Raw genomic sequence first — 18,312 nt, 5'->3', positions numbered from 1 at the left:
CCGCTGGAGGCGATTTGTTGGCTATCCAGTCGTTACCAGGTTAAATGGGATTCGCCCAGTGGCAGGTACTTTTGGCAGCGCTGCCTGCGGGAGGCCCGCGCCCGTGGCCTGTCGGTGAACGCTAGTGCTATAGGCCAGCCCTAAACATTGCTCACCGGGTTGAATGGCTCAGGCATGATCGATTGGTGCGACCTCGCGGCGTGCAGCATGGAGCTCGTCGGACATTTCCCCTGGGCTGATGCGCCGCACCACATCCACAGGCCAGGCGCTGCCGGTTTGCAGGACGCTGATGATCTCGGTCATTTCTGGGTGAGACATGTTGAAGGTCAAAAATAACAGAGTCTTTACAAATTATGCCGATAACCCCATTTATCGGCATCTCTGTGAGAGATAACATTGAGTGAATTTAACCACTACGGCGACACAACTCCGGTCAATGCGATCCTTGATGAAGAACCATCTTGATACCTTGCAGCCAAATGCAGAAGAACCTCACCTAAAGCAGGCAATGCATCGTGCTTGGTGCCATAGCGTTGGCAATAGAATTGGCTAGTTCACCAACTGCTCATTTAGCTGTACCCGAACATGTCTTGGGACCATGTCCCCTCCCCTTAGTCGATATTCTGAAACCACAAATGTCCCATCTTGAGACAAGAGTCCACTATTAGAGGCTGTCTTGACCTAGTTAAAGTAGTCGCCTTAATGGGTGGACAGATCCCCTGCCCTTACTCAAAATGCTAAAAATGCAAATTTCCCGTATTGAATAGTTCACACTTACAACAGTGCCGGATCATCAATGCCCTTGATGCAATAAGCGCTCCCTTCCCTCTTGGTTTCCGTGACTTTTATAATGGTGAATTTAACGTAACCATTCATATATTTACGTTAGGTGGCGTCTGGCTCCTGAGAGTTTTCGGTAGCCCACGACGATGACCATTCGTATAAGTCATCAAATCACCTTTTTAGACCTCAATGCACTCCACAGAGAGAATGAAAAAGACCCGCCTTTTGCGAGACGGGTCTTGTTCTTTCATTCCGGCTGATCAGGCTATTAGCCAATGTTTGCGTTTGGGTATGGGCGTTCGCGGATGGGATATGTGGACATTGCTGCACATATCCATGATTAACCTCTTCAGTTCATTCATATCGACAGAGTGAAGTGTTAACGACCAGAATGCTCTCGCCTGGCTGTAGTGCATGCCGTTGGTATAGAGCAGGGTGTCATTTTCAAAACGAAGTTGGCTACAGGGTGCCTCCATCTGCAATCCTGTTTCGGGAAACCAGATATTCAACGTGCCTGAGGGGATAAGGGTAAATTGCGCCATCAGATCGCCTTGTCCGACAATCTTGTAGGTCTTCTTGATAATGTCTATCGGCATAGGGGGTTGTCTCGATGTTTGAGCAAGCGATTTGGTTATTTTTCTCTCTGATACGGAATAAATATTGATCCCGCGGATGGCTACCTGCTCGTTCTTAACAGCCCTGCTGTTCCCTGAACCGGTTGCTATCCAGAGAAGTACAAAATAACGGCACCAGCTTGAATGAGACCTTAATGAATCACTTTTTTAGGTCACGATGCTCACCCGCCCTTTGAACGATTATCTCTCGTTTGTTGGCTCAATCTGTCTAGCGGTTTTTGTTGCGCGCTCTCATGTCGTTCACTGTTGCTGGTGTGCAGGTACTTCGAAGTGGTGTCGATGCTGTCATGTCCTGCATCGGCCTGTACGTGGGAGAGCGGCCGCCCGTGCAGATTGATGTCATGGGTGATCCCGGTATGGCGGATCGCATGGGGAGATAGTTGCCGCATTTCGGCTGCATCCTGGGCAAATCCATCCTGCTCTGCCAATTCTGCCCCTTTACCGATGATCACCATGATCAAATCCCGTAACTGGCGAATGCCGAGGTTGGCGTTGATCTCCCCCTGCTCGCGGCCGTGGGCTGCCGCTTTATGACGAACGAACAGTGGCGTCTGTTCATCCGGTGTCGGCAAGGGAGAGAGACCGAGGAAACGGCGGTAGCGCTCGAGTGCCGCCAGCAGCGCTTGGGATACCGCTACGGTACGCCGTTTGCCCCCTTTGCTTTGCGGAATAAAGTAGCCCCAGACGCCGGTTTTGCGATCCCGCCTGAACTGCCCCATCACAGGGGTAAAGCCCGGCCGGGCCGCCACCTCAGAGATCCGCAGATAGCAGGCATACATCAGAATGATGAGAAAACGGCTGCGCTCGTGCTGCTCCGGATGGTCGTTGGCAAGGGTATCGGCGGCCTGCATCACGTATGACCACTGCAACTCGCTGAAGACCTGCACCTGATCATTGGCCTCCAACTGTTGCGGCCGTTTGACCCGCTGCAGTAGCAGAGCGGGATTCCTGTCCATGTACTCCTCCTGGATCAGGAACTGGAAGAAGGCCGACAAGATGGCGAGCTTGGTCTTCATCGCCTGCTCGCTCAGGCGATAGGGCAAGGTGCGGCCCAGCTCCCGCTTGCCGAGAAACGGTCGCCATTGCGGGTTGGGCAACCGCTCTCCCCACTCCTTGTCGAGGACAAACTGCGCCACGTTGCGATAGGCGATCAACTCGTCAGGGGGCGACTGACAGTAGTCGAGATAGCGGATCATGATGCGGCGAGTGAGATCTTTCGGGCTGATGGCCGCCTCGTGAAAGCACCAGTGCAAAAAAGTGGTCAGTTCGCTGCGATAGGTTTTGTAGTTGTTTTCGCTGTTGCGCTGTTCCAGCAGCCAATCGACCGCCAGTTCGTAAACCAGACCGGCATCGGGTACATCGTTGAGGCTGAGGTTGGCAAGGTACTGATTGACCTGTGGGTTACCGGCTTCCAGATAGATAAGGCTGTCAAACAGCGGCATGGCTGGCGGCAAGGATAATGGTTGTTGAGTCATGGTGTTGCTTGTTGATGCTGAGATGAGTCGATATGAGCCTGTGAGCCGAGTTGCTAGAAAAAGGCTCGTGATAGATGAATGCGGCTTCTATTGGGATTGGTACTGCCTCTTGTTGTTGCTGATTAATGTCTCCGGGAGCGATCTGGATAACGTTCTCTTCACTGTTTGCTCATTATTTTCTCATAGATCTGGCTGATGTCACTCAGTGGTGCACGCTATTTAGTTATGCATTGGATATGCGCCGTTGTTAAAAAATTCTCGGGGTAAATAGCCGTAAAAATGGTTTTAAATGCAAATAAAGTGAATGCCGCGAGCTGTTTATCCCGAGAAATAGCAGGTCTGTGCAATCAGGCCACCTGCTTTAGTGGCTTCTCCTTGCGCTTGGCTGCTGAAGCCTCTTCCTCTTTCGCGCCTGCCTGAACCTTGCCGCCGCGCAGCAGGGTTTGCAGCACATCGCGTTGCTCTGCCAGGTAGAATGCCAGACTCTCTTGCTGCTCTGGGGCCAGCTCGATCGGGGCGCCAGCCAACAGGGTCATCAACTCATCGGCTGTATCCAGCAGCTTGTCATAGGCATCGGCCTCTTTTTTGCTGGCAAAGGTCATTTTTTCCACTCCCCCACGAACAACCACATATTTGATCTCGACAGCCATGATGGCCTCCTCTTGGTGATGATGGATAGAGTATATGTATGGATATACAGTATTGCAAATAACCTCACCGGAAAAGAGTTCGCCGGGGTTTAGCGACAAAAGCCGCGCTGGATCAAGCTGTCTCAAAGCGCCATTTGACTTCCACGCCTGACTGGTCGGATCATGGCCTTATGACGATCGTACGACACCTGTTTATCCTGCTGATGGTAGAGGTGCTGCTCCTCGGGAGCATCGCCCATTTGGTCGTGGGACTCCCCTGGTTGCTGACCCTGCTGTTTGTCGTGTTTGCCCTGCTTGGGTTGCGTTGTCTGGTGGTGCTCGGCAGCTGGCTGTTTACCCGCTTCTACCCCTCCCCGGCTATCGGCCCCTGGCGCAGGGTGAAGATGATGGCGCAGGAGATGTTGGCCTACCTTTACACCTTCACCTTGTTGCTGCCGTTCGAACCTTTGCTGATGGCACCCGATCGGCTGCGGCCATGCCAGCGCCCCGTATTGTTGGTGCATGGTTACGGTTGCAGTCGCGGGATCTGGCACACCCAGCGCGCCCGACTGGAGGCTGCAGGCCATGTGGTCGCCACCATTACCCTGATGCCACCATTTGGTCATATCGATGAGATGGTGCCGCTACTGGCCAAGCGAATTGACGATGTGCTCGCGCAAACCGGGGCTGACAAGCTGGTGCTGGTCGGTCACAGCATGGGGGGGCTGGTCTGCCGCGACTATCTGGCTATCCATGGTGGTGACAAGGTCGTGCGCCTGATCACCCTGGCTACGCCTCATCAGGGCAGTCAGCTGGCCGCCCTAGGGCTTGGGGCCAATGCCCGCGAGATGGAGCCCGGTTCCGGCTGGTTGCAGCGTTTTGCCTCTGTGCCGCTTTGCGTGCCCGGCATCTCGGTGCGCACCAGTCACGACAATGTGGTGATGCCGCAAGAGCGGCAACGATTGGCGGGAATGGAAGATATCGAGTTGCCTGCCATTGGCCATCTCTCTCTGCTCTACTCCCGTCGCACGACTGATCTGCTGCTTGATCTGTTGTCCCGGGTCTGACCCTCCTTATTCGTCCTTCAACTGTTATTCCAAATAAAACAGGGGCCTGATTGCTCAGGCCCCTGTTGATCTCTTTATCCCATCATCCGGTTAGAAGTGTATCCCCTTGATCAGGGTCGAGACGGCAACCTGATCGGCGGTGGCTTTGGATTTGTCGCCATCCTTGGGATCGGCAAAGGTGCGGAAGCTGGTGTTCATGATCACCTGGGCGACACGTGGTGCCAGGGCATGCACCACCTGACCAAACACCCCGAGGCGAGTGGCCAGTCGCACATGCTTGTTGATGATGGTATCGCACACCAGATCGGCCGCCTCTTCCGGCGTCATCATAGGTACCTGCTCATAGACCTTGGTCGGCGCTACCATCGGCGTTTTCACCAGCGGCATATTGATGATGGAGAAGCTGACCCCTTTATCGGCAAACTCGGAGGCGGCGGTACGCACCCAGGCATCGAGGGCCGACTTGGAGGCAACATAGGCGGAGAAGCGCGGCGCATTGGTCAACACCCCGATGGAGGAGATGTTGATGATGTGCCCTTTTTTCTTCTCAATCATGGTGGGCAGCACCCCCATGATCACCTTGAGTGCGCCAAAGTAGTTGAGCTGCATGGTGCGCTCCAGATCGTGGAAGCGATCGAAGGAGTCCTCGATGGAGCGGCGGATGGAGCGGCCGGCATTGTTGACCAGAATATCGACGCCGCCGTGATCGGCCACGATGCGAGCGGTGATCTCCTCGGCCTGCGCCAGATTGGAGAGATCCCCCTGATAGATCTCGATGGTCAGCCCCAGCTCGGCAAACTCCGCTTTAGTCTCGGCAATCTTCTGCTCGTCGCGGGCGATGGTAACGACGTTGGCCCCCGCCCCCGCCAGCTTGCGCGCGGTTGCACGGCCGATACCGGAGGTGGCCCCGGTCACCAGCACCACCTTGCCCTCGACCCGACCACGCAGGGAGCGATCGATGAAGAGCTCCGGGTCGAGGTGGCGCTCCCAGTAATCCCACAGACGCCAGGCGTAGCTGTGCAGCGGCGGCACTTCGATACCGGTCCCTTTCAGTACTCGCTGGGTTTCGCGACTGTCGAAACGGGTGGGATAACTGATAAGGCGGAACACATCCTTGGGCAGACCCAGATCGGCGATGGCGGCATCGCGGATGCGGCGCACCGGCGCCATGGTCATCAGCATGGTGGTCAGGTGGCGGGGAATGAAATTAAAGAGAGAGGCATTGATGCGGATCGCAGGCTCCGGCGCATGGGCGGCGCGGGAGAAGGTGCTCAGCATGTCGCCGACCCGCATCGGGTTGGGGTCGGTCAGGTGGAAGGTCTTGTTCTCCTCGCCCTCTTGATGGGCGATATGCACCATGGCATCGACCACGAAGTTGACCGGCACGATATTGATGCGCCCGCCCTCAACCCCGATGGCTGGCATCCAGGGCGGCAGCAGACGGCGCAGCTTCTGAATGGTCTTGAAGAAGTAGTAAGGGCCGTCGATCTTGTCCATCTCGCCGGTATTGGAGTCACCGACAACGATCCCCGGTCGATAGACTCGCCACGGAACTGTGCACTCGTTTCGCACAATCCCTTCCGCTTCGTGCTTGGTCTGGAAGTAAGGCATGTCGAGGTGTTCGGCCTCATCGAACATGTCCTCGCGAAACAGACCGTCAAACAGGCCCGCTGCAGCGATGGAGCTGCAGTGGTGGAACTGCCCCGCCCCCAGCCGCTCGGCAAGTTGAACAGCCTGACGGGTCCCTTCGGTGTTGACCTGCTGCTGGATCCCCGCCTTGGCGTTGAGATCATAGATGGCAGCCAGATGGAAGAAGTGGTCGATCTTGCCGATCAACTGCTCCTGCATCTCGACCGATACCCCCAGCAGCGGTTGTGTCATGTCGCCAAAAACCGGGACTGCGCGCGATTCATCCACATTCCAGAATGAGAACAGCTCTGGCAATTTCTCCTGATGAGAGGCGCGCATCAGAAAATAGACGGTACAGTCGGGATGCTGTTGGAATAACTTTTTGATCAATCGACGCCCGATAAAACCACTACCGCCAGTAATGAAATAGTTCATAAAGAGAATCCTGCTACTGATTAGGGTGTTACTAGGTTGTTAGATATATCACGATTCATATGGGAATCTGCAATTTGATTGTCGGTTCGTGAGCAAACCCTAATTTCGGTGGTGTGCCTGTTCCGTTATTAGGTAGAACCCTCTATTTTTTGTCCCTAGACTGAAGTCGAAAAATCAGTAATGCCACAACCCGATTGCAGTTTCGTTGTCGCCATTACATTTAACTGTCGTTATTCAAGGAGAAGATCATGGCTAAGAAATTGAAAGCGCTGGCAGGGTCAGTGACCGACAACCAACTCACCTCCACCATCAAGGAGTCCACCCAGCAGATCTGGTTGGCGGGTCTGGGTGCCTATGCCAAAGCGCAGGAAGAGGGTGGCAAGATTTTTGAAGCCCTGGTGCAAGAAGGGGAAGCGCTGCAAGCAAAAACCCGTCAAAGTGCAGATGAGAAGATTGCCGCTGTGACCGACAAGACCGCCAATACCTGGGGCCGTCTGGAGCAGGTGTTTGAAGATCGTGTGGCCCGCGCTGTGGCCAGCCTCGGCATTCCGACCCGCAAGGATATCGACAAGCTCTCCAAGCGCATGGCCGAGCTGACCGACGTGGTCCAGCAACTGCTGGATGCGCAGGAAGAAGAAGCCCCTGCCGCTGAAGCCAAACCGGCTGCCGCCAAAAAGCCCGCTGCCCGCAAGCCTCCGGTAAAGAAGGCACCGGTAGCCAAGGCTAAAGAGGCCGTAGTTGAGCAGGCCGCCGATCTCCTCTCCGCTGCGGAAGATGCGGTGAAAGAGGTGAAGGCCAAAGCAGAGAGCGTTCTGCCCTGATCCCTCGTGGTGACGGAAGGTGATTGATACCGGCCCATGCCCTGCGCTGGGCCGGTCTTGTCATGGTGAATGTCATGGATAGGGAGGCAACGCTATGAGTACCATCGCAATTGCCCTTGCTGGCGGCGGGCCGCTCGGCGGCATCTACGAGATCGGTGCCTGCGCTGCCCTTTCTGACAGCATCAGTGGCTTGCGCCTTGACCATGCCGATATCTATGTCGGCGTCAGTTCGGGGGCCGTGGTGGCATCGGCGCTGGCCAACGGCATCTCGCCGGCTAAGCTGGTGCGGATCCTGCTTAGCGATGATTCGGGGGAGATGTTTGACCCGGCCACCTTGCTGCGCCCCGCCTTTCGTGAATATGCCGACCGCCTGACCTCGATCCCGCCACTGGCGTGGCAGAGCCTGACCTACTATCTGGCGGCGCCCTGGAAGCGGAGCCTGTTTGAGTCGCTGCAAGGGCTCTCCAAGGCCATTCCGACCGGACTGTTCGACAACCGCGGGGTGGATCGTACCCTGACCCAGTTTTTCTCTCGTCCCGGCCGCAGCAACGATTTTCGCCAGCTGCGCAGCCGACTGTTTGTGGTCGCAACCGAACTCGACACCGGTCATCCGGTTGCCTTTGGTAGCCCGGGGCTCGATGAAGTGCCCATCTCGGCGGCGGTACAGGCGTCAGCCGCTCTGCCCGGCCTCTTTCCCCCTTCATTGATCAACGGGCGTTACTATGTGGACGGGGCGCTGATCAAGACCCTGCACGCTTCGGTAGCGCTGGAAGAGGGGGCGGATCTGGTGTTCTGCATCAATCCGCTGGTGCCCTATGATGCGGACATGGCCGCCGGCGCGCCGACCAATCTGGTGGACAGCGGTCTGCCGGTGGTACTGGCCCAAACCTTTCGCGCCATCATCCACTCCCGCATGCATGTGGGGATGGATCGCTACAAGCACCAATATCCCGACGCCGACGCCCTGCTGTTTGAGCCCTCTTCTGCCGATGGCGAGATGTTCTTCACCAATGTGTTCAGTTACCGGGATCGTCGCCGCCTCTGCGAGCACGCTTACCAGCATACCCGCCGCGATCTCTGGCTGCGTCGTGACGAGCTGGCGCCGGTGCTTGCCAAGCATGGCCTCGAGCTCAATCTGGCCGCGCTGGCCGATGAAGATCGCACCCTGCTGGCCCCCGGCATTGGCTCGGTCGCCGCCCTCGACAAGTCGCTGGAGCAGTTGCAGCACTGGCTTGCCAAGCGCTATCGCCACGGCGTGCGCCGTTCATCACCAAAGGAGTAGCATGGATCGCAAACCCAAACGTCGTACCCGGGAGCGGATCCTGACCACTGCCCTCGCCTGCTTCAATCGACAAGGGGAACCCAGCGTCACCACCTCGGCCATTGCGGCCGAAATGGAGATCAGCCAGGGCAATCTCTACTACCACTTCCACAACAAGGAGGAGATCGTCAACGCCCTGTTCTGCGAATTTGAACAGCAGATGGATCGCCTGCTGGAGGCGGTCAGCACCCCGTCCGATGAGCCCGAAGATATCTGGCTCTTTCTCCACCTGATGTTTGAAGCCATCTGGCAGTACCGTTTCCTCTACTACGATATCGCGACCCTGATGAGTGGTTATCATCAGGTGGAACAGCGCTTTTCCGCCCTGCTGCGCCGCCAGGAGCAGACCGCCATCGCCATTTGCAACCATCTGCAAACGGCCGGGCTGATGGAGGGCACGGCGCAACAGATGCGCACGCTGGCGGCCAATGTGGCGCTGGTGGGCACATTCTGGATCTCTTACCAGCGGGCACTGCATCCCAAGGCGGACGCCGATATCGCCCTCGGCGTCTTTCAGGTGATGCAGCTGGTCGCACCCTACTTGCGGGCCGATGCCCGCGCTCATCTGGGCGCCCTCGCCCACCACTACACCGACAAGGTTTGATTCACATGCTACAGGGAGAACAAGCATGACCACTTCACAACTCGAATTTGTCCCCTTCCCCTACGCGGATGCTGCCTATGAGTATGCTGGCCAGAAGCTGGCGGACAACTGGGATCGTCTCCATCAGGGGGATGCCGAACCCTGGCCCGAAGATGAACAGGTACAGGATGCCTGGCGGGCCTATCATGCCGGGGATTTTGCCCGAGCAGTTGCCCTTGGCGAAGCGGCCGGTGAGGCGGGCCTCAATGTGGCGAACAAGGCGCTGGTGATCCATGCCAGCTATCTGCTGGAAGACAAATATGCCAAGCGCGCCGCCTTCGAGCGGGCGGCCAGCCATGCCGAGAAGCTGCAAAAGCGTCAGCCCAAGAACGCCAACGCCTGGTATTTCCACGCGCTGGCGCTCGGTCGCTACAGTCAGGTCATTTCCATCTCCAAGGCTCTCTCGCAAGGAATTGGCGACAAGATCAAGGCAAGCCTTGAGAAGGCGCTGGAGCTGGCGCCCGATCACGCCGAGGCCCATATTGCCTTTGGCGCCTGGCATGCGGAGATCGTCGACAAGCTGGGTGCCATGATCGGCGGCCTCACCTATGGCGCCAAGAAGGAAGAGTCCGAACGTCACTTCAAGGAGGCGCTGGCGCTGATCCCCGAATCGGCTATCGCCCGCATGGAGTACGCCAACGCTCAGGTGATGCTGCACGGCAAGAGCCGCCTGAAAGCGGCCGAAGCCCTCTATGCCGAAGCGGCCGAGTGCGAACCGATGGATGCGATGGAGCGCCTCGATGTGGAGGCGGCGCGGGAAGAGTTGGAGGATTAACCGCCACTCCTGCCACTAAGAGGTAGTAAAACAAGAGGCCAACCCGCGGGTTGGCCTCTTTTATGATGGGGGCAGACCGGTTGGCTACGCCGCTATCGGTCTTTCAAATGCTCGCTCAACCGAGCAGCGCATCCAGTCCGTTGGGGTCAAACAGCAGCTCCGGCTCCATCAGTACCAGCAACAGCAGTTGCTCGAACTCCACCGCAAACCGCTCGACCACCCGATCCGGATCAGGTACCAGCTTCTTGTCGGTGATTAGGCCCAGTTGCACCTTGTGATCGTAAGAGAGGATGGAGACGCCGACGCCGATATCCCCCGATTGCGGCACCCAGAACAGCGGCTGACGCAATTTTGCTCCAGCCAGATAGAGGGTCTGCTGCGGGCCGGGCACATTGGTGATCACTGCACTGGCTTTGGCCGTGAGCAGCTCGACTGCCTGCTGCTGCACCGCATTGGGTGCCATGCCAAGGGCATGCAACAGGTTGAGCACCACCACGGGTTGCAGCGAGGTGCGCAGCGCCTGCATCCGGTCACGTACGGTATAGAGCCGCTGCAACGGGTGTTCAACATCCAGTGGCAAGTCCAGGGCCACCAGCCCGAAGCGGTTGCCAAGTGCCCCCTCATCGTCCGGTGCACGCATATTGACTGGCACCAGGGCGCGGATCTTGACCTTGTTGGCATCATCCCCCTTCTCCTGCAGGTAGTGGCGAAACGCCCCTGCAGTGGCGGCGATCAGCAGATCGTTGACCGAGCAGCCCAGTACCTTGCCCACCGCCTTGATATCCGGCAGATCAATTTGCTCCGACCAGGCCACCCGCTTGGTGCTGGTAGTCTTGCCACGCAGGCGGCAGGGTGAATCATCACCGAGGGTGGCGATATTGCACAGCTCGCTCGCCACATCCCGCCCGGTCTTGAGGTAATCCACCGCCTTGGTGGGATGGGTGACCACTTCGACATATTTGGACCAGAGGCTACCGGTCAGCTTGAGACCGGCCCGCACCAGACGGCTGCCCTGGTGGCAATCCTCATCATCCTCGTCATCGCTGTCATCCAGTGGTTCCGGTGACGGTGGTCGCGGCGCCCCTTCCGGGGTGTTATCCATCATGGTCAGCATGGCCCGCACCAGCGAGAAGCCGTCGCCCATGGCGTGGTGAATGCGCACCACCAGCGCTTGCCCACCCAGCGACGTGTCGGTCAGGTGCATATCCCACAGGGGGCGCTGGTGGTTGAGCGGCGTCGAGGCGAGATCGGCCACCAGCTTCTCCAGCTCCAGCTTGCCCGCTTCACCCGGCAGGATCACTCGCTTGAGGTGCTGATCGAGATCGAAATCGGGATCATGGCGCCAGTAGTAGGAGCCCCCCTCCAGCACGGCCCGCTGGTGGAAACGGGGTTGCACCGAAATGGTATGGTGCAATCCGGCCCGCAAACGCGCTTCATCAAGCTCTCCTTCAAACATCAGGACACCGATGATCTGCATCAGGTTGTTGGGTCTGTCCATGCGTAACCAGGCGGTATCGACGCAGGAGATAAATTCACTCAGTGGCATGGTTGTTTCCCTACAAAATGAATTTATCGAGGCGGCAAATTGCTCCTGCCCTCATATCCGGATGAAGACTTGATACAATCAGAATGACATTAATGAGTGCCGACTCGAAATATGAAATAAAGATGAAAAATTACTTATAAAATAGAATCAAGACCTCGCAGAAGAATAAATCTGACAAACCATATGGCTTGCCAACTTATTTCAAACAGCCATCGTTTACAGCTGGTTTATTTAAAACCAGTGCAACGAAGAGTTTCAAACACGTTTGGGGCAAGGTAAGCGATTGTCGACATAATCGAGGATCTCTTGCTCCAGTACGCTGCGTACCGGCAACAGCATCAAACCAAGATGCACTTCCAGTTCTAGGGTATCTTCGTCTAGGGTGAGAGTGCCATGTACCCCTGAGCCGCGAAAGCGTAGCTCGGTCTCCTCTTCATCCGCCCATTCGCAATCGAGTTGATAGCTCTCGCTCATGTCCGCAGCGATGGCTTCGGCCGCGATCCGGGCGGCAGCCAATCCCAGCGGATGCTGACGGCTGATCTGGATGGTAGAGAGTGCGCTGCTGCCAGCGAGCGAGTTGAAGAACATGGTCGTTACTCTGGGTCATAAGTTAGTTATTGATATTAAACACATGTTCACAACAAATGAAAGGATGGTTCACATAAATGGGACTCACTTAACAGAGTCGAGAGGGATGCAGGCCATCAGCGGGGCATGGCATTTATTCCCTCCCCCGTGCGCGCTACACTTGTCACTGAACGGTCAGCAAAAGCTGCTTGTTTTTCATTCACTTGTATCTTCGTATCACCGAATCCCCATCAATGGGCCCAAGGCCAGAGAGCTGTAGATGACGCATCAAGAACATGCCCACGACGACGATAGCACCCTGGGTCGGCTCTACCGCCAGCTCAAGCGGGTTGCAGCCTTGCGCGAGCAGATGCGTGCCCACCCGGAAGATCAGCAGGATCGGGATCGGCTACGCCAGTGGCAGGCCGACCGGTTGGGGCGAACCCATCGTGATCTGCTGGAGAGTGACCGCTATGGCCCTGCCGCCGAGTTTTTCCTGACCGATCTCTATGGCCCGGGGGATTGCGCCCGCCGCGATGCGGACGTGATGCGGGTGATGCCAACCGCCGAGCGACTGTTGCCGGAGTCCGGCCTCAAGGTGCTGGCGCAGGCGATCGAGCTCGATGCCCTCTCCGAAGAGCTCGATTACCTGATGGTGGTGGCGCTGCGGCGCATTGATGGCATTGATCCCATCACGCCGGACCACTACACCATCGCCTATCGTGCCGTGGGTGAACAGGCGCGCCGTGAATATCAGATTGCATTGGTGAGCGAGCTTGGCATGACGCTGGACAGGCTGGCGAGAAAACCGCTGCTGGGGGCAACCCTCAAGCTGGTGTCAGGGCCCGCCCATCTGGCGGGGCTTGGCGAGCTCTTCTCCTTTGTCGAGCGCGGCTATCAGGTGTGTCATCAGATGGGGCGTGCCAACGAGTTCCTCGAGACCATCGCCAGTCGCGAGACGGCCATCATGACGGCACTCTTTAACGGCGACGACAGTGCGCTGGGGTAAGGCTTATCGAGGGATCAGCCGCCGGAATAACAAAGCGGGCCTATGAGCCCGCTTTTCGTTTATCACTGTTTGCCGATATGTTGGCCAATGCAAGACCGGTCAGATCACCAACAGATCCATAAAGGCGTGTACCGGGGTGGCTGCAAGGCGCGGCCCATCCTGACAAAGGGCCAGAATGTCGTTGACCCGTTTGGCCGGGAAACGGGTGGCCAGATTGTGCTGGAATTTCTCCACCAGCAGCGGGATCCCCTCCTCCCGGCGACGGCGATGGCCGACCGGATACTCCACCTCCACCTTGGCGGTGTGAGTGCCGTCCTTGAAGAAGATCTGGATGGCGTTGGCGATGGAGCGCTTGTCTGCCTCCAGATATTCGCGGCTGTAGCGTTTATCCTCCTGCACCACCATCTTGCCGCGCAGCCCATCGATGCGGGGATCGGCGGCAACATCGTCCTCGTAATCTTCGGCGATCAGGCGACCAAAGATGAGCGGCACCGCCACCATGTACTGCAGGCAGTGATCCCGATCGGCCGGGTTGTTGAGGGCGCCGACCTTGCTGATGATGCGAATGGCCGACTCATGGGTGGTGAGCTCGATACGGTCTATCTCGTCGAGCCGCCCCTTCACCTGCCCATGCAACTTCATGGCACACTCCACCGCGGTCTGGGCATGGAACTCGGCGGGATAGGAGATCTTGAACAGCACGTTCTCCATCACATAGCTGCCGTAACCTTGGTGCAGGGCGAACTGATTGCCCTTGAACAGCACGTCGTAGAAGCCCCACTTGGGGGCGCTCAGCACGCCGGGATAACCCATCTCGCCGCTCATGGTGATAAGGGCGAGGCGCACAGCGCGAGAGGTGGCATCCCCCGCCGCCCAGCTCTTGCGCGACCCCGCATTGGGTGCATGGCGGTAGGTCCGCAGGCTCTGGCCATCGACCCAGGCCTGGGAGACCGCATCGATCACCTGATCGCGGGTGCCCCCCAGCATATGAGTCACCACGGCGGTGCTGGCAACCTTGACCAGTACCACGTGATCGAGGCCGACCCGATTGAAGGAGTTCTCCAGCGCCAGCACCCCCTGAATTTCGTGGGCTTTGACCATGGCCACCAGCACATCGTTCATGGTAAGCGGCGCTTTGCCCTCGGCGACGCGAGTACGGGAGAGCCAGTCGGCAGTGGCCAGAATACCGCCCAGATTGTCGGATGGGTGACCCCACTCGGCGGCCAGCCAGGTGTCGTTGTAATCGAGCCAGCGGATGATGGCACCGATGTCCCAGGCCGCCTTGACCGGGTCGAGGCAGAGCTGGGTACCGGGCACCCGGGCACCATGGGGCACGACAGTACCGGGTACGATGGGGCCAAGGTGCTTGGTGCACTCGGGGAAGCGCAGGGCCAAGAGGCCACAGCCTAGCGTATCCATCAGGCAGTAACGGGCGGTGTCGAGAGCCGCCTTGCTGGTAATAGGGTGGTTGCAGACATAATCGGCAATATCGACCAGCACCTGATCGGGGTCTGGTCTGTGGTTGACGTCGACGTTGGCGGACATCGTGACTTCCTTATCGTTGTTGTAGAGAGACAAAGTGACGGGGGGCCGGGCCGACATAATCGGCGCTCGGGCGGATGATCCGGTTGTGCTCGCGCTGCTCCATCACGTGGGCGCACCAGCCGGTGACCCGCGAGCAGACGAAGATGGGGGTGAACAGCTTGGTCGGGATCCCCATGTAGTGATAGGCGCTGGCGTGGAAGAAGTCGGCGTTGGGAAAGAGCTCTTTCTCCTCCCACATCACCTTCTCCGCCTCGCAGGAGACGCGATAGAGACGATCATCCCCCACCGCCTCGGCAAGTTTGGCCGACCACTCCTTGATGATGACGTTGCGCGGATCCGAGGTGCGATAGATGGCGTGGCCAAAGCCCATGATCTTCTCCTTGGCCGCCAGCTTGGCCAGCAGTTCCCGCCTTGCCTGCGCTTCATCCTGCCAGTGTTCGATCATCGCCATGGCCGCCTCGTTGGCGCCGCCGTGGAGCGGGCCACGCAGGGTGCCGATGGCGGCGGTGATGCAGGAGAACATGTCGGAAAGGGTCGATGCGCAGACTCGCGCCGCAAAGGTGGAGGCGTTGAACTCATGCTCGGCGTAGAGGATAAGGGAGACATGCATCACCCGGCGCTCCAGCTCGCTCGGCGCTTTCTGGTGCAGCAGCGCCAGAAAGTGGCCACCGATACACTCCTCGTCGCTGTCGAGGGCGATGCGAACGCCCTCGTGACTGAACTTGTACCAGTAGATCAGAATGCCCGGAAAGGCGGCCAGCAGCCGATCCGCCACTTCGTGTTCATGCTCGAAACCATCTTCCGGCTCCAGATCGCCGAGCATGGAGCAGCCGGTGCGCAGCACATCCATGGGGTGAGCATCGGCGGGAATGCGCTCCAGTACCTCCAGCAGCGCCGCCGGCAACATGCGCAAGCGGCGCAGCTCGCGTTTGTAGTCGGCCAGTTGCTGGTTACTCGGCAATTCACCCTTGAGCAGCAGATAGGCAACCTCCTCGAACTGGGCGCTATCGGCCAGCTCCTTGATGTCGTAACCGCGATAGGTAAGACCGGTGCCACTCTTGCCCACGGTGCAGATACTGGTCTCCCCTGCGCTTTGGCCGCGCAGCCCTGCCCCGCCCAACGGTTTCTGTTGTCCCATAAGCTGCCTCCTATTCCTTGGCTGAAAACAGACGATCCAGTGTCTGCTCGTAGTGGTGATATCCGAGAAAGTCGTAGAGCGACTCCCGGGTTTGCATGGTCTCCACGACGGCCCGTTGATGGCCATCCTGGCGAATATGGTGATAGACGTTGAGGGCGGCCTGATTGGCAGCGCGGTTGGCACTCAATGGATAGAGCACCATGTCGACGCCGTGGGCGGCGAGCAGCTCCTTGTCAAACAACTCGGTTTTGCCGAACTCGGTCATGTTGGCAAGGATCGGCACTTGGGCCGCCTGCTTGAACTGGTCGTACTGGGCCAGTTCGGTCACCGCCTCGGCGAAGATCATGTCGGCCCCGGCGGCCACATAGGCAGCGGTGCGCTCAAGAGCAGATTCCATCCCCTCTACCGCCAGCGCATCGGTGCGCGCCATGATGACGAACTCGCTATTCTCGCGGGCATCCACTGCCGCCTTGATGCGATCGCACATCTCCTCAAGCGTGACAACCGCCTTGTTGGGACGGTGGCCGCAGCGCTTTTGGGCCACCTGATCTTCCATATGGACGGCGGCAACCCCGGCTCGTTCGAACGCGCGAATGGTGCGGGCGATATTGAATGCCCCGCCCCAGCCGGTGTCTATATCGACCAGCAGCGGCACACGGGTTGCGGCGGTGATCCGCTCGGCATCGATCAGCACGTCGTTGAGTGAGGTCATGCCGAGATCCGGCAAGCCATAGGAGGCATTGGCCACTCCGGCGCCGGAGAGATAAAGAGCTTGAAAACCGCTGCGTTCGGCCATCAGCGCCATATAGGCATTGATGGTGCCGACGATCTGCAGGGGATGTTCATTGGCAAGGGCGGTGCGAAAGCGCAGGCCTGCCGAGGGGGGCAAACTGGACATCATGACTCCTTTCACCTGTCTAGTCTGGCTATCTAATATCACGTTTACGTTAACGTCAATTATACTTTCGTAACATTCCGGCCGCAGGCAAGACAGGAAACCGGTTTTAGGGTAAATTTCACCAATTCCTTCAACAGGTTGAATTGTATGATGGAGCCCGGTTCCGTGATTGTCTGTCCGGCGTGCGACTTGCTGATCCAGCGCAAAGCACTGCCGCTGCGTCGCCATGCCCACTGCCCGCGATGTCATCAACATCTCTATGGCCGTTATGCCTTTCGTCCCTCCCAGTTGATGGCCCTGACCATCACCGGATTTCTGCTGCTGCCCTCCGCATTTTTTGAGCCGTTGATCTATCTGCGGCTGGCTGGGGTCAACACCGACGCCGACCTGCTGCGCGGTATTCTGGTGCTGTTTGGCGAGGGCGAATGGTGGGTGGCCAGCCTGGTGCTCTGGTGCGCCGTGTTGGCGCCGGTGGGATTATTGGCGGGGATCTTTGTGCTGGCTTCGGGTCTGGCCAAACGTTGGCACATTCTTCCCGTCACCTTGAAGCTGGTCGAGGTGTTTCGCCACTGGGCCATGCTGGAGGTCTATATCGTCAGCCTGCTGGTTGCCCTGTTCAAACTGATCGACATCGCCGATGTGCGCCTCGGTGGCGGGTTGCTCAGCCTCGGTATTCTGATGCTGCTCAACATGACCCTGCTGATCCTGTTTGACCCCGCCCCCTACTGGGCGCGGATCCCGTTAAAGGAGCCGGAACATGACCAGCGCCCGTGAGATGGGGCTCTGCCGCTGCCATACCTGCGGTCTGCTGGTGCGTTATCAAGCCGGGGCAGTCTGCCCCCGTTGCAGCAGCAAATTACAGGTGCGCATTCCCCGTTCCCTCGCCTGGTCGTGGGGCTTGCTGGCACTTGCCACCTTCATGTTATTGCCTGCCAATCTGTTGCCCATAACCCATTTCTATAACAAGGGGTTACTGCAGTCAGATACCATCTTCAGCGGTATCATGATGCTCTATCGCAGCAAAATGAGCGGGATTGCCACCATAGTTCTCACCGCCAGCATACTGGTGCCTGTGGGCAAAATATTGGGGCTGGGCTGGATCTGCTGGCAGTTGCAGCGGGCCAAACCGGTGCGGCGCAAGCGCCAACTGGTGATGTATCGGGTGATCGATTTTATCGGTCGCTGGTCGATGCTGGACTTGTTCGTGATTTCGCTGATGGTGGCACTGGTCGATCGTGGTGTACTGCTGAGTGTCCGCGCAGGCCCCGGAGCCACCGCCTTTGCCGGTGTGGTAGTGCTGACCATGATGTCGGCCCGCATGCTCGATACCCGTTTACTGTGGGACAAGGCGGCCCGTTGATGATTTCTCTGTTTTTGTCTGATGTGCTGTTTAATC

18 protein-coding genes are annotated in these 18,312 nt (G+C 58.0%); 8 read left to right on the top strand and 10 right to left on the bottom strand.

All coding sequences use genetic code 11. The features are described 5' to 3' along the window. Positions 1-168 precede the first annotated feature (168 nt). The 4 genes from G5229_RS09960 to G5229_RS09945 all read right to left on the bottom strand — a co-directional run bounded on the left by G5229_RS09960 (position 169) and on the right by G5229_RS09945 (position 3,543). The gene (locus G5229_RS09960; protein ID WP_216953579.1) at positions 169-318 is read right to left on the bottom strand and encodes a hypothetical protein; all 150 of its coding nucleotides are present in this window, start codon (positions 316-318) and stop codon (positions 169-171) included. 725 nt (positions 319-1,043) lie between these two features. Next, the gene (locus G5229_RS09955; protein WP_216953580.1) at positions 1,044-1,379 is read right to left on the bottom strand and encodes a hypothetical protein; all 336 of its coding nucleotides are present in this window, start codon (positions 1,377-1,379) and stop codon (positions 1,044-1,046) included. Positions 1,380-1,579: 200 nt separating this feature from the next. Beyond that, entirely contained in the window at positions 1,580-2,860 is a 1,281-nt protein-coding gene (locus G5229_RS09950; protein WP_421209066.1) for a tyrosine-type recombinase/integrase, read from the bottom strand. A gap of 380 nt (positions 2,861-3,240) precedes the next feature. Continuing rightward, positions 3,241-3,543, bottom strand: coding sequence for a YebG family protein (locus G5229_RS09945; protein ID WP_421209042.1), 303 nt, complete (start codon positions 3,541-3,543; stop codon positions 3,241-3,243). Positions 3,544-3,713: 170 nt separating this feature from the next. Between G5229_RS09945 and G5229_RS09940 the strand changes: the two genes are divergently transcribed. After that, entirely contained in the window at positions 3,714-4,589 is an 876-nt protein-coding gene (locus G5229_RS09940; protein ID WP_201905388.1) for an esterase/lipase family protein, read from the top strand. A gap of 90 nt (positions 4,590-4,679) precedes the next feature. Here G5229_RS09940 and G5229_RS09935 read toward each other — a convergent pair whose 3' ends face one another. Then, positions 4,680-6,653, bottom strand: coding sequence for an SDR family oxidoreductase (locus G5229_RS09935; protein WP_421209041.1), 1,974 nt, complete (start codon positions 6,651-6,653; stop codon positions 4,680-4,682). A 248-nt stretch (positions 6,654-6,901) separates the two neighbouring features. Between G5229_RS09935 and G5229_RS09930 the strand changes: the two genes are divergently transcribed. From G5229_RS09930 to G5229_RS09915, 4 genes are all read left to right on the top strand, one after another. Continuing rightward, the gene (locus G5229_RS09930) at positions 6,902-7,474 is read left to right on the top strand and encodes a phasin family protein (protein ID WP_005333118.1); all 573 of its coding nucleotides are present in this window, start codon (positions 6,902-6,904) and stop codon (positions 7,472-7,474) included. A 94-nt stretch (positions 7,475-7,568) separates the two neighbouring features. Continuing rightward, positions 7,569-8,756 carry a patatin-like phospholipase family protein gene (locus tag G5229_RS09925; RefSeq protein ID WP_421209040.1) on the top strand — a complete coding sequence of 396 codons (1,188 nt, stop codon included), beginning with the start codon at positions 7,569-7,571 and terminating at the stop codon, positions 8,754-8,756. A 1-nt stretch (position 8,757) separates the two neighbouring features. Further along, positions 8,758-9,399, top strand: coding sequence for a TetR/AcrR family transcriptional regulator (locus G5229_RS09920; protein WP_111901102.1), 642 nt, complete (start codon positions 8,758-8,760; stop codon positions 9,397-9,399). Between the two features lie 25 nt (positions 9,400-9,424). Then, entirely contained in the window at positions 9,425-10,213 is a 789-nt protein-coding gene (locus G5229_RS09915) for a hypothetical protein (protein ID WP_058057033.1), read from the top strand. A 115-nt stretch (positions 10,214-10,328) separates the two neighbouring features. Here G5229_RS09915 and G5229_RS09910 read toward each other — a convergent pair whose 3' ends face one another. Continuing rightward, positions 10,329-11,759, bottom strand: coding sequence for a wax ester/triacylglycerol synthase family O-acyltransferase (locus tag G5229_RS09910; RefSeq protein WP_421209039.1), 1,431 nt, complete (start codon positions 11,757-11,759; stop codon positions 10,329-10,331). Between the two features lie 255 nt (positions 11,760-12,014). Beyond that, the gene (locus tag G5229_RS09905; RefSeq protein WP_100645872.1) at positions 12,015-12,347 is read right to left on the bottom strand and encodes a polyhydroxyalkanoic acid system family protein; all 333 of its coding nucleotides are present in this window, start codon (positions 12,345-12,347) and stop codon (positions 12,015-12,017) included. A gap of 259 nt (positions 12,348-12,606) precedes the next feature. On the opposite strand from G5229_RS09905, the gene G5229_RS09900 reads away from it, so the two are divergent. Further along, positions 12,607-13,335, top strand: a complete 729-nt coding sequence (locus G5229_RS09900; protein ID WP_421209038.1) for an FFLEELY motif protein — start codon at positions 12,607-12,609, stop codon at positions 13,333-13,335. Between the two features lie 99 nt (positions 13,336-13,434). Here the strand turns inward: G5229_RS09900 and G5229_RS09895 are convergent, their stop codons facing one another. Genes G5229_RS09895 through prpB form a run of 3 tightly spaced genes read right to left on the bottom strand, consistent with a single transcriptional unit; the run spans position 13,435 to position 16,916 of the window. Further along, on the bottom strand, positions 13,435-14,880 hold the full coding sequence (locus G5229_RS09895; RefSeq protein ID WP_421209037.1) for a bifunctional 2-methylcitrate dehydratase/aconitate hydratase: 1,446 nt from the start codon (positions 14,878-14,880) through the stop codon (positions 13,435-13,437). Between the two features lie 10 nt (positions 14,881-14,890). Further along, on the bottom strand, positions 14,891-16,018 hold the full coding sequence (prpC, locus tag G5229_RS09890) for a bifunctional 2-methylcitrate synthase/citrate synthase (protein WP_337072238.1): 1,128 nt from the start codon (positions 16,016-16,018) through the stop codon (positions 14,891-14,893). A gap of 10 nt (positions 16,019-16,028) precedes the next feature. Continuing rightward, positions 16,029-16,916, bottom strand: a complete 888-nt coding sequence (gene prpB, locus G5229_RS09885; protein ID WP_337072239.1) for a methylisocitrate lyase — start codon at positions 16,914-16,916, stop codon at positions 16,029-16,031. 147 nt (positions 16,917-17,063) lie between these two features. On the opposite strand from prpB, the gene G5229_RS09880 reads away from it, so the two are divergent. Both G5229_RS09880 and G5229_RS09875 read left to right on the top strand, forming a co-directional pair. Continuing rightward, positions 17,064-17,690 (top strand): paraquat-inducible protein A, encoded by a 627-nt coding sequence (locus G5229_RS09880; RefSeq protein WP_005345516.1) that lies wholly within the window; start codon positions 17,064-17,066, stop codon positions 17,688-17,690. Next, on the top strand, positions 17,674-18,276 hold the full coding sequence (locus tag G5229_RS09875) for a paraquat-inducible protein A (protein ID WP_005333132.1): 603 nt from the start codon (positions 17,674-17,676) through the stop codon (positions 18,274-18,276). The genes G5229_RS09880 and G5229_RS09875 overlap by 17 nt, the downstream gene beginning before the upstream one ends. The last annotated feature ends 36 nt before the right edge of the window (positions 18,277-18,312 follow it).

The sequence above is a fragment of the Aeromonas sp. 602396 genome (assembly GCF_049173735.1).
GTDB classification, from domain to species: Bacteria; Pseudomonadota; Gammaproteobacteria; order Enterobacterales; family Aeromonadaceae; genus Aeromonas; species Aeromonas veronii_A.
This window is presented reverse-complemented; position numbering and strand designations above follow the sequence as displayed.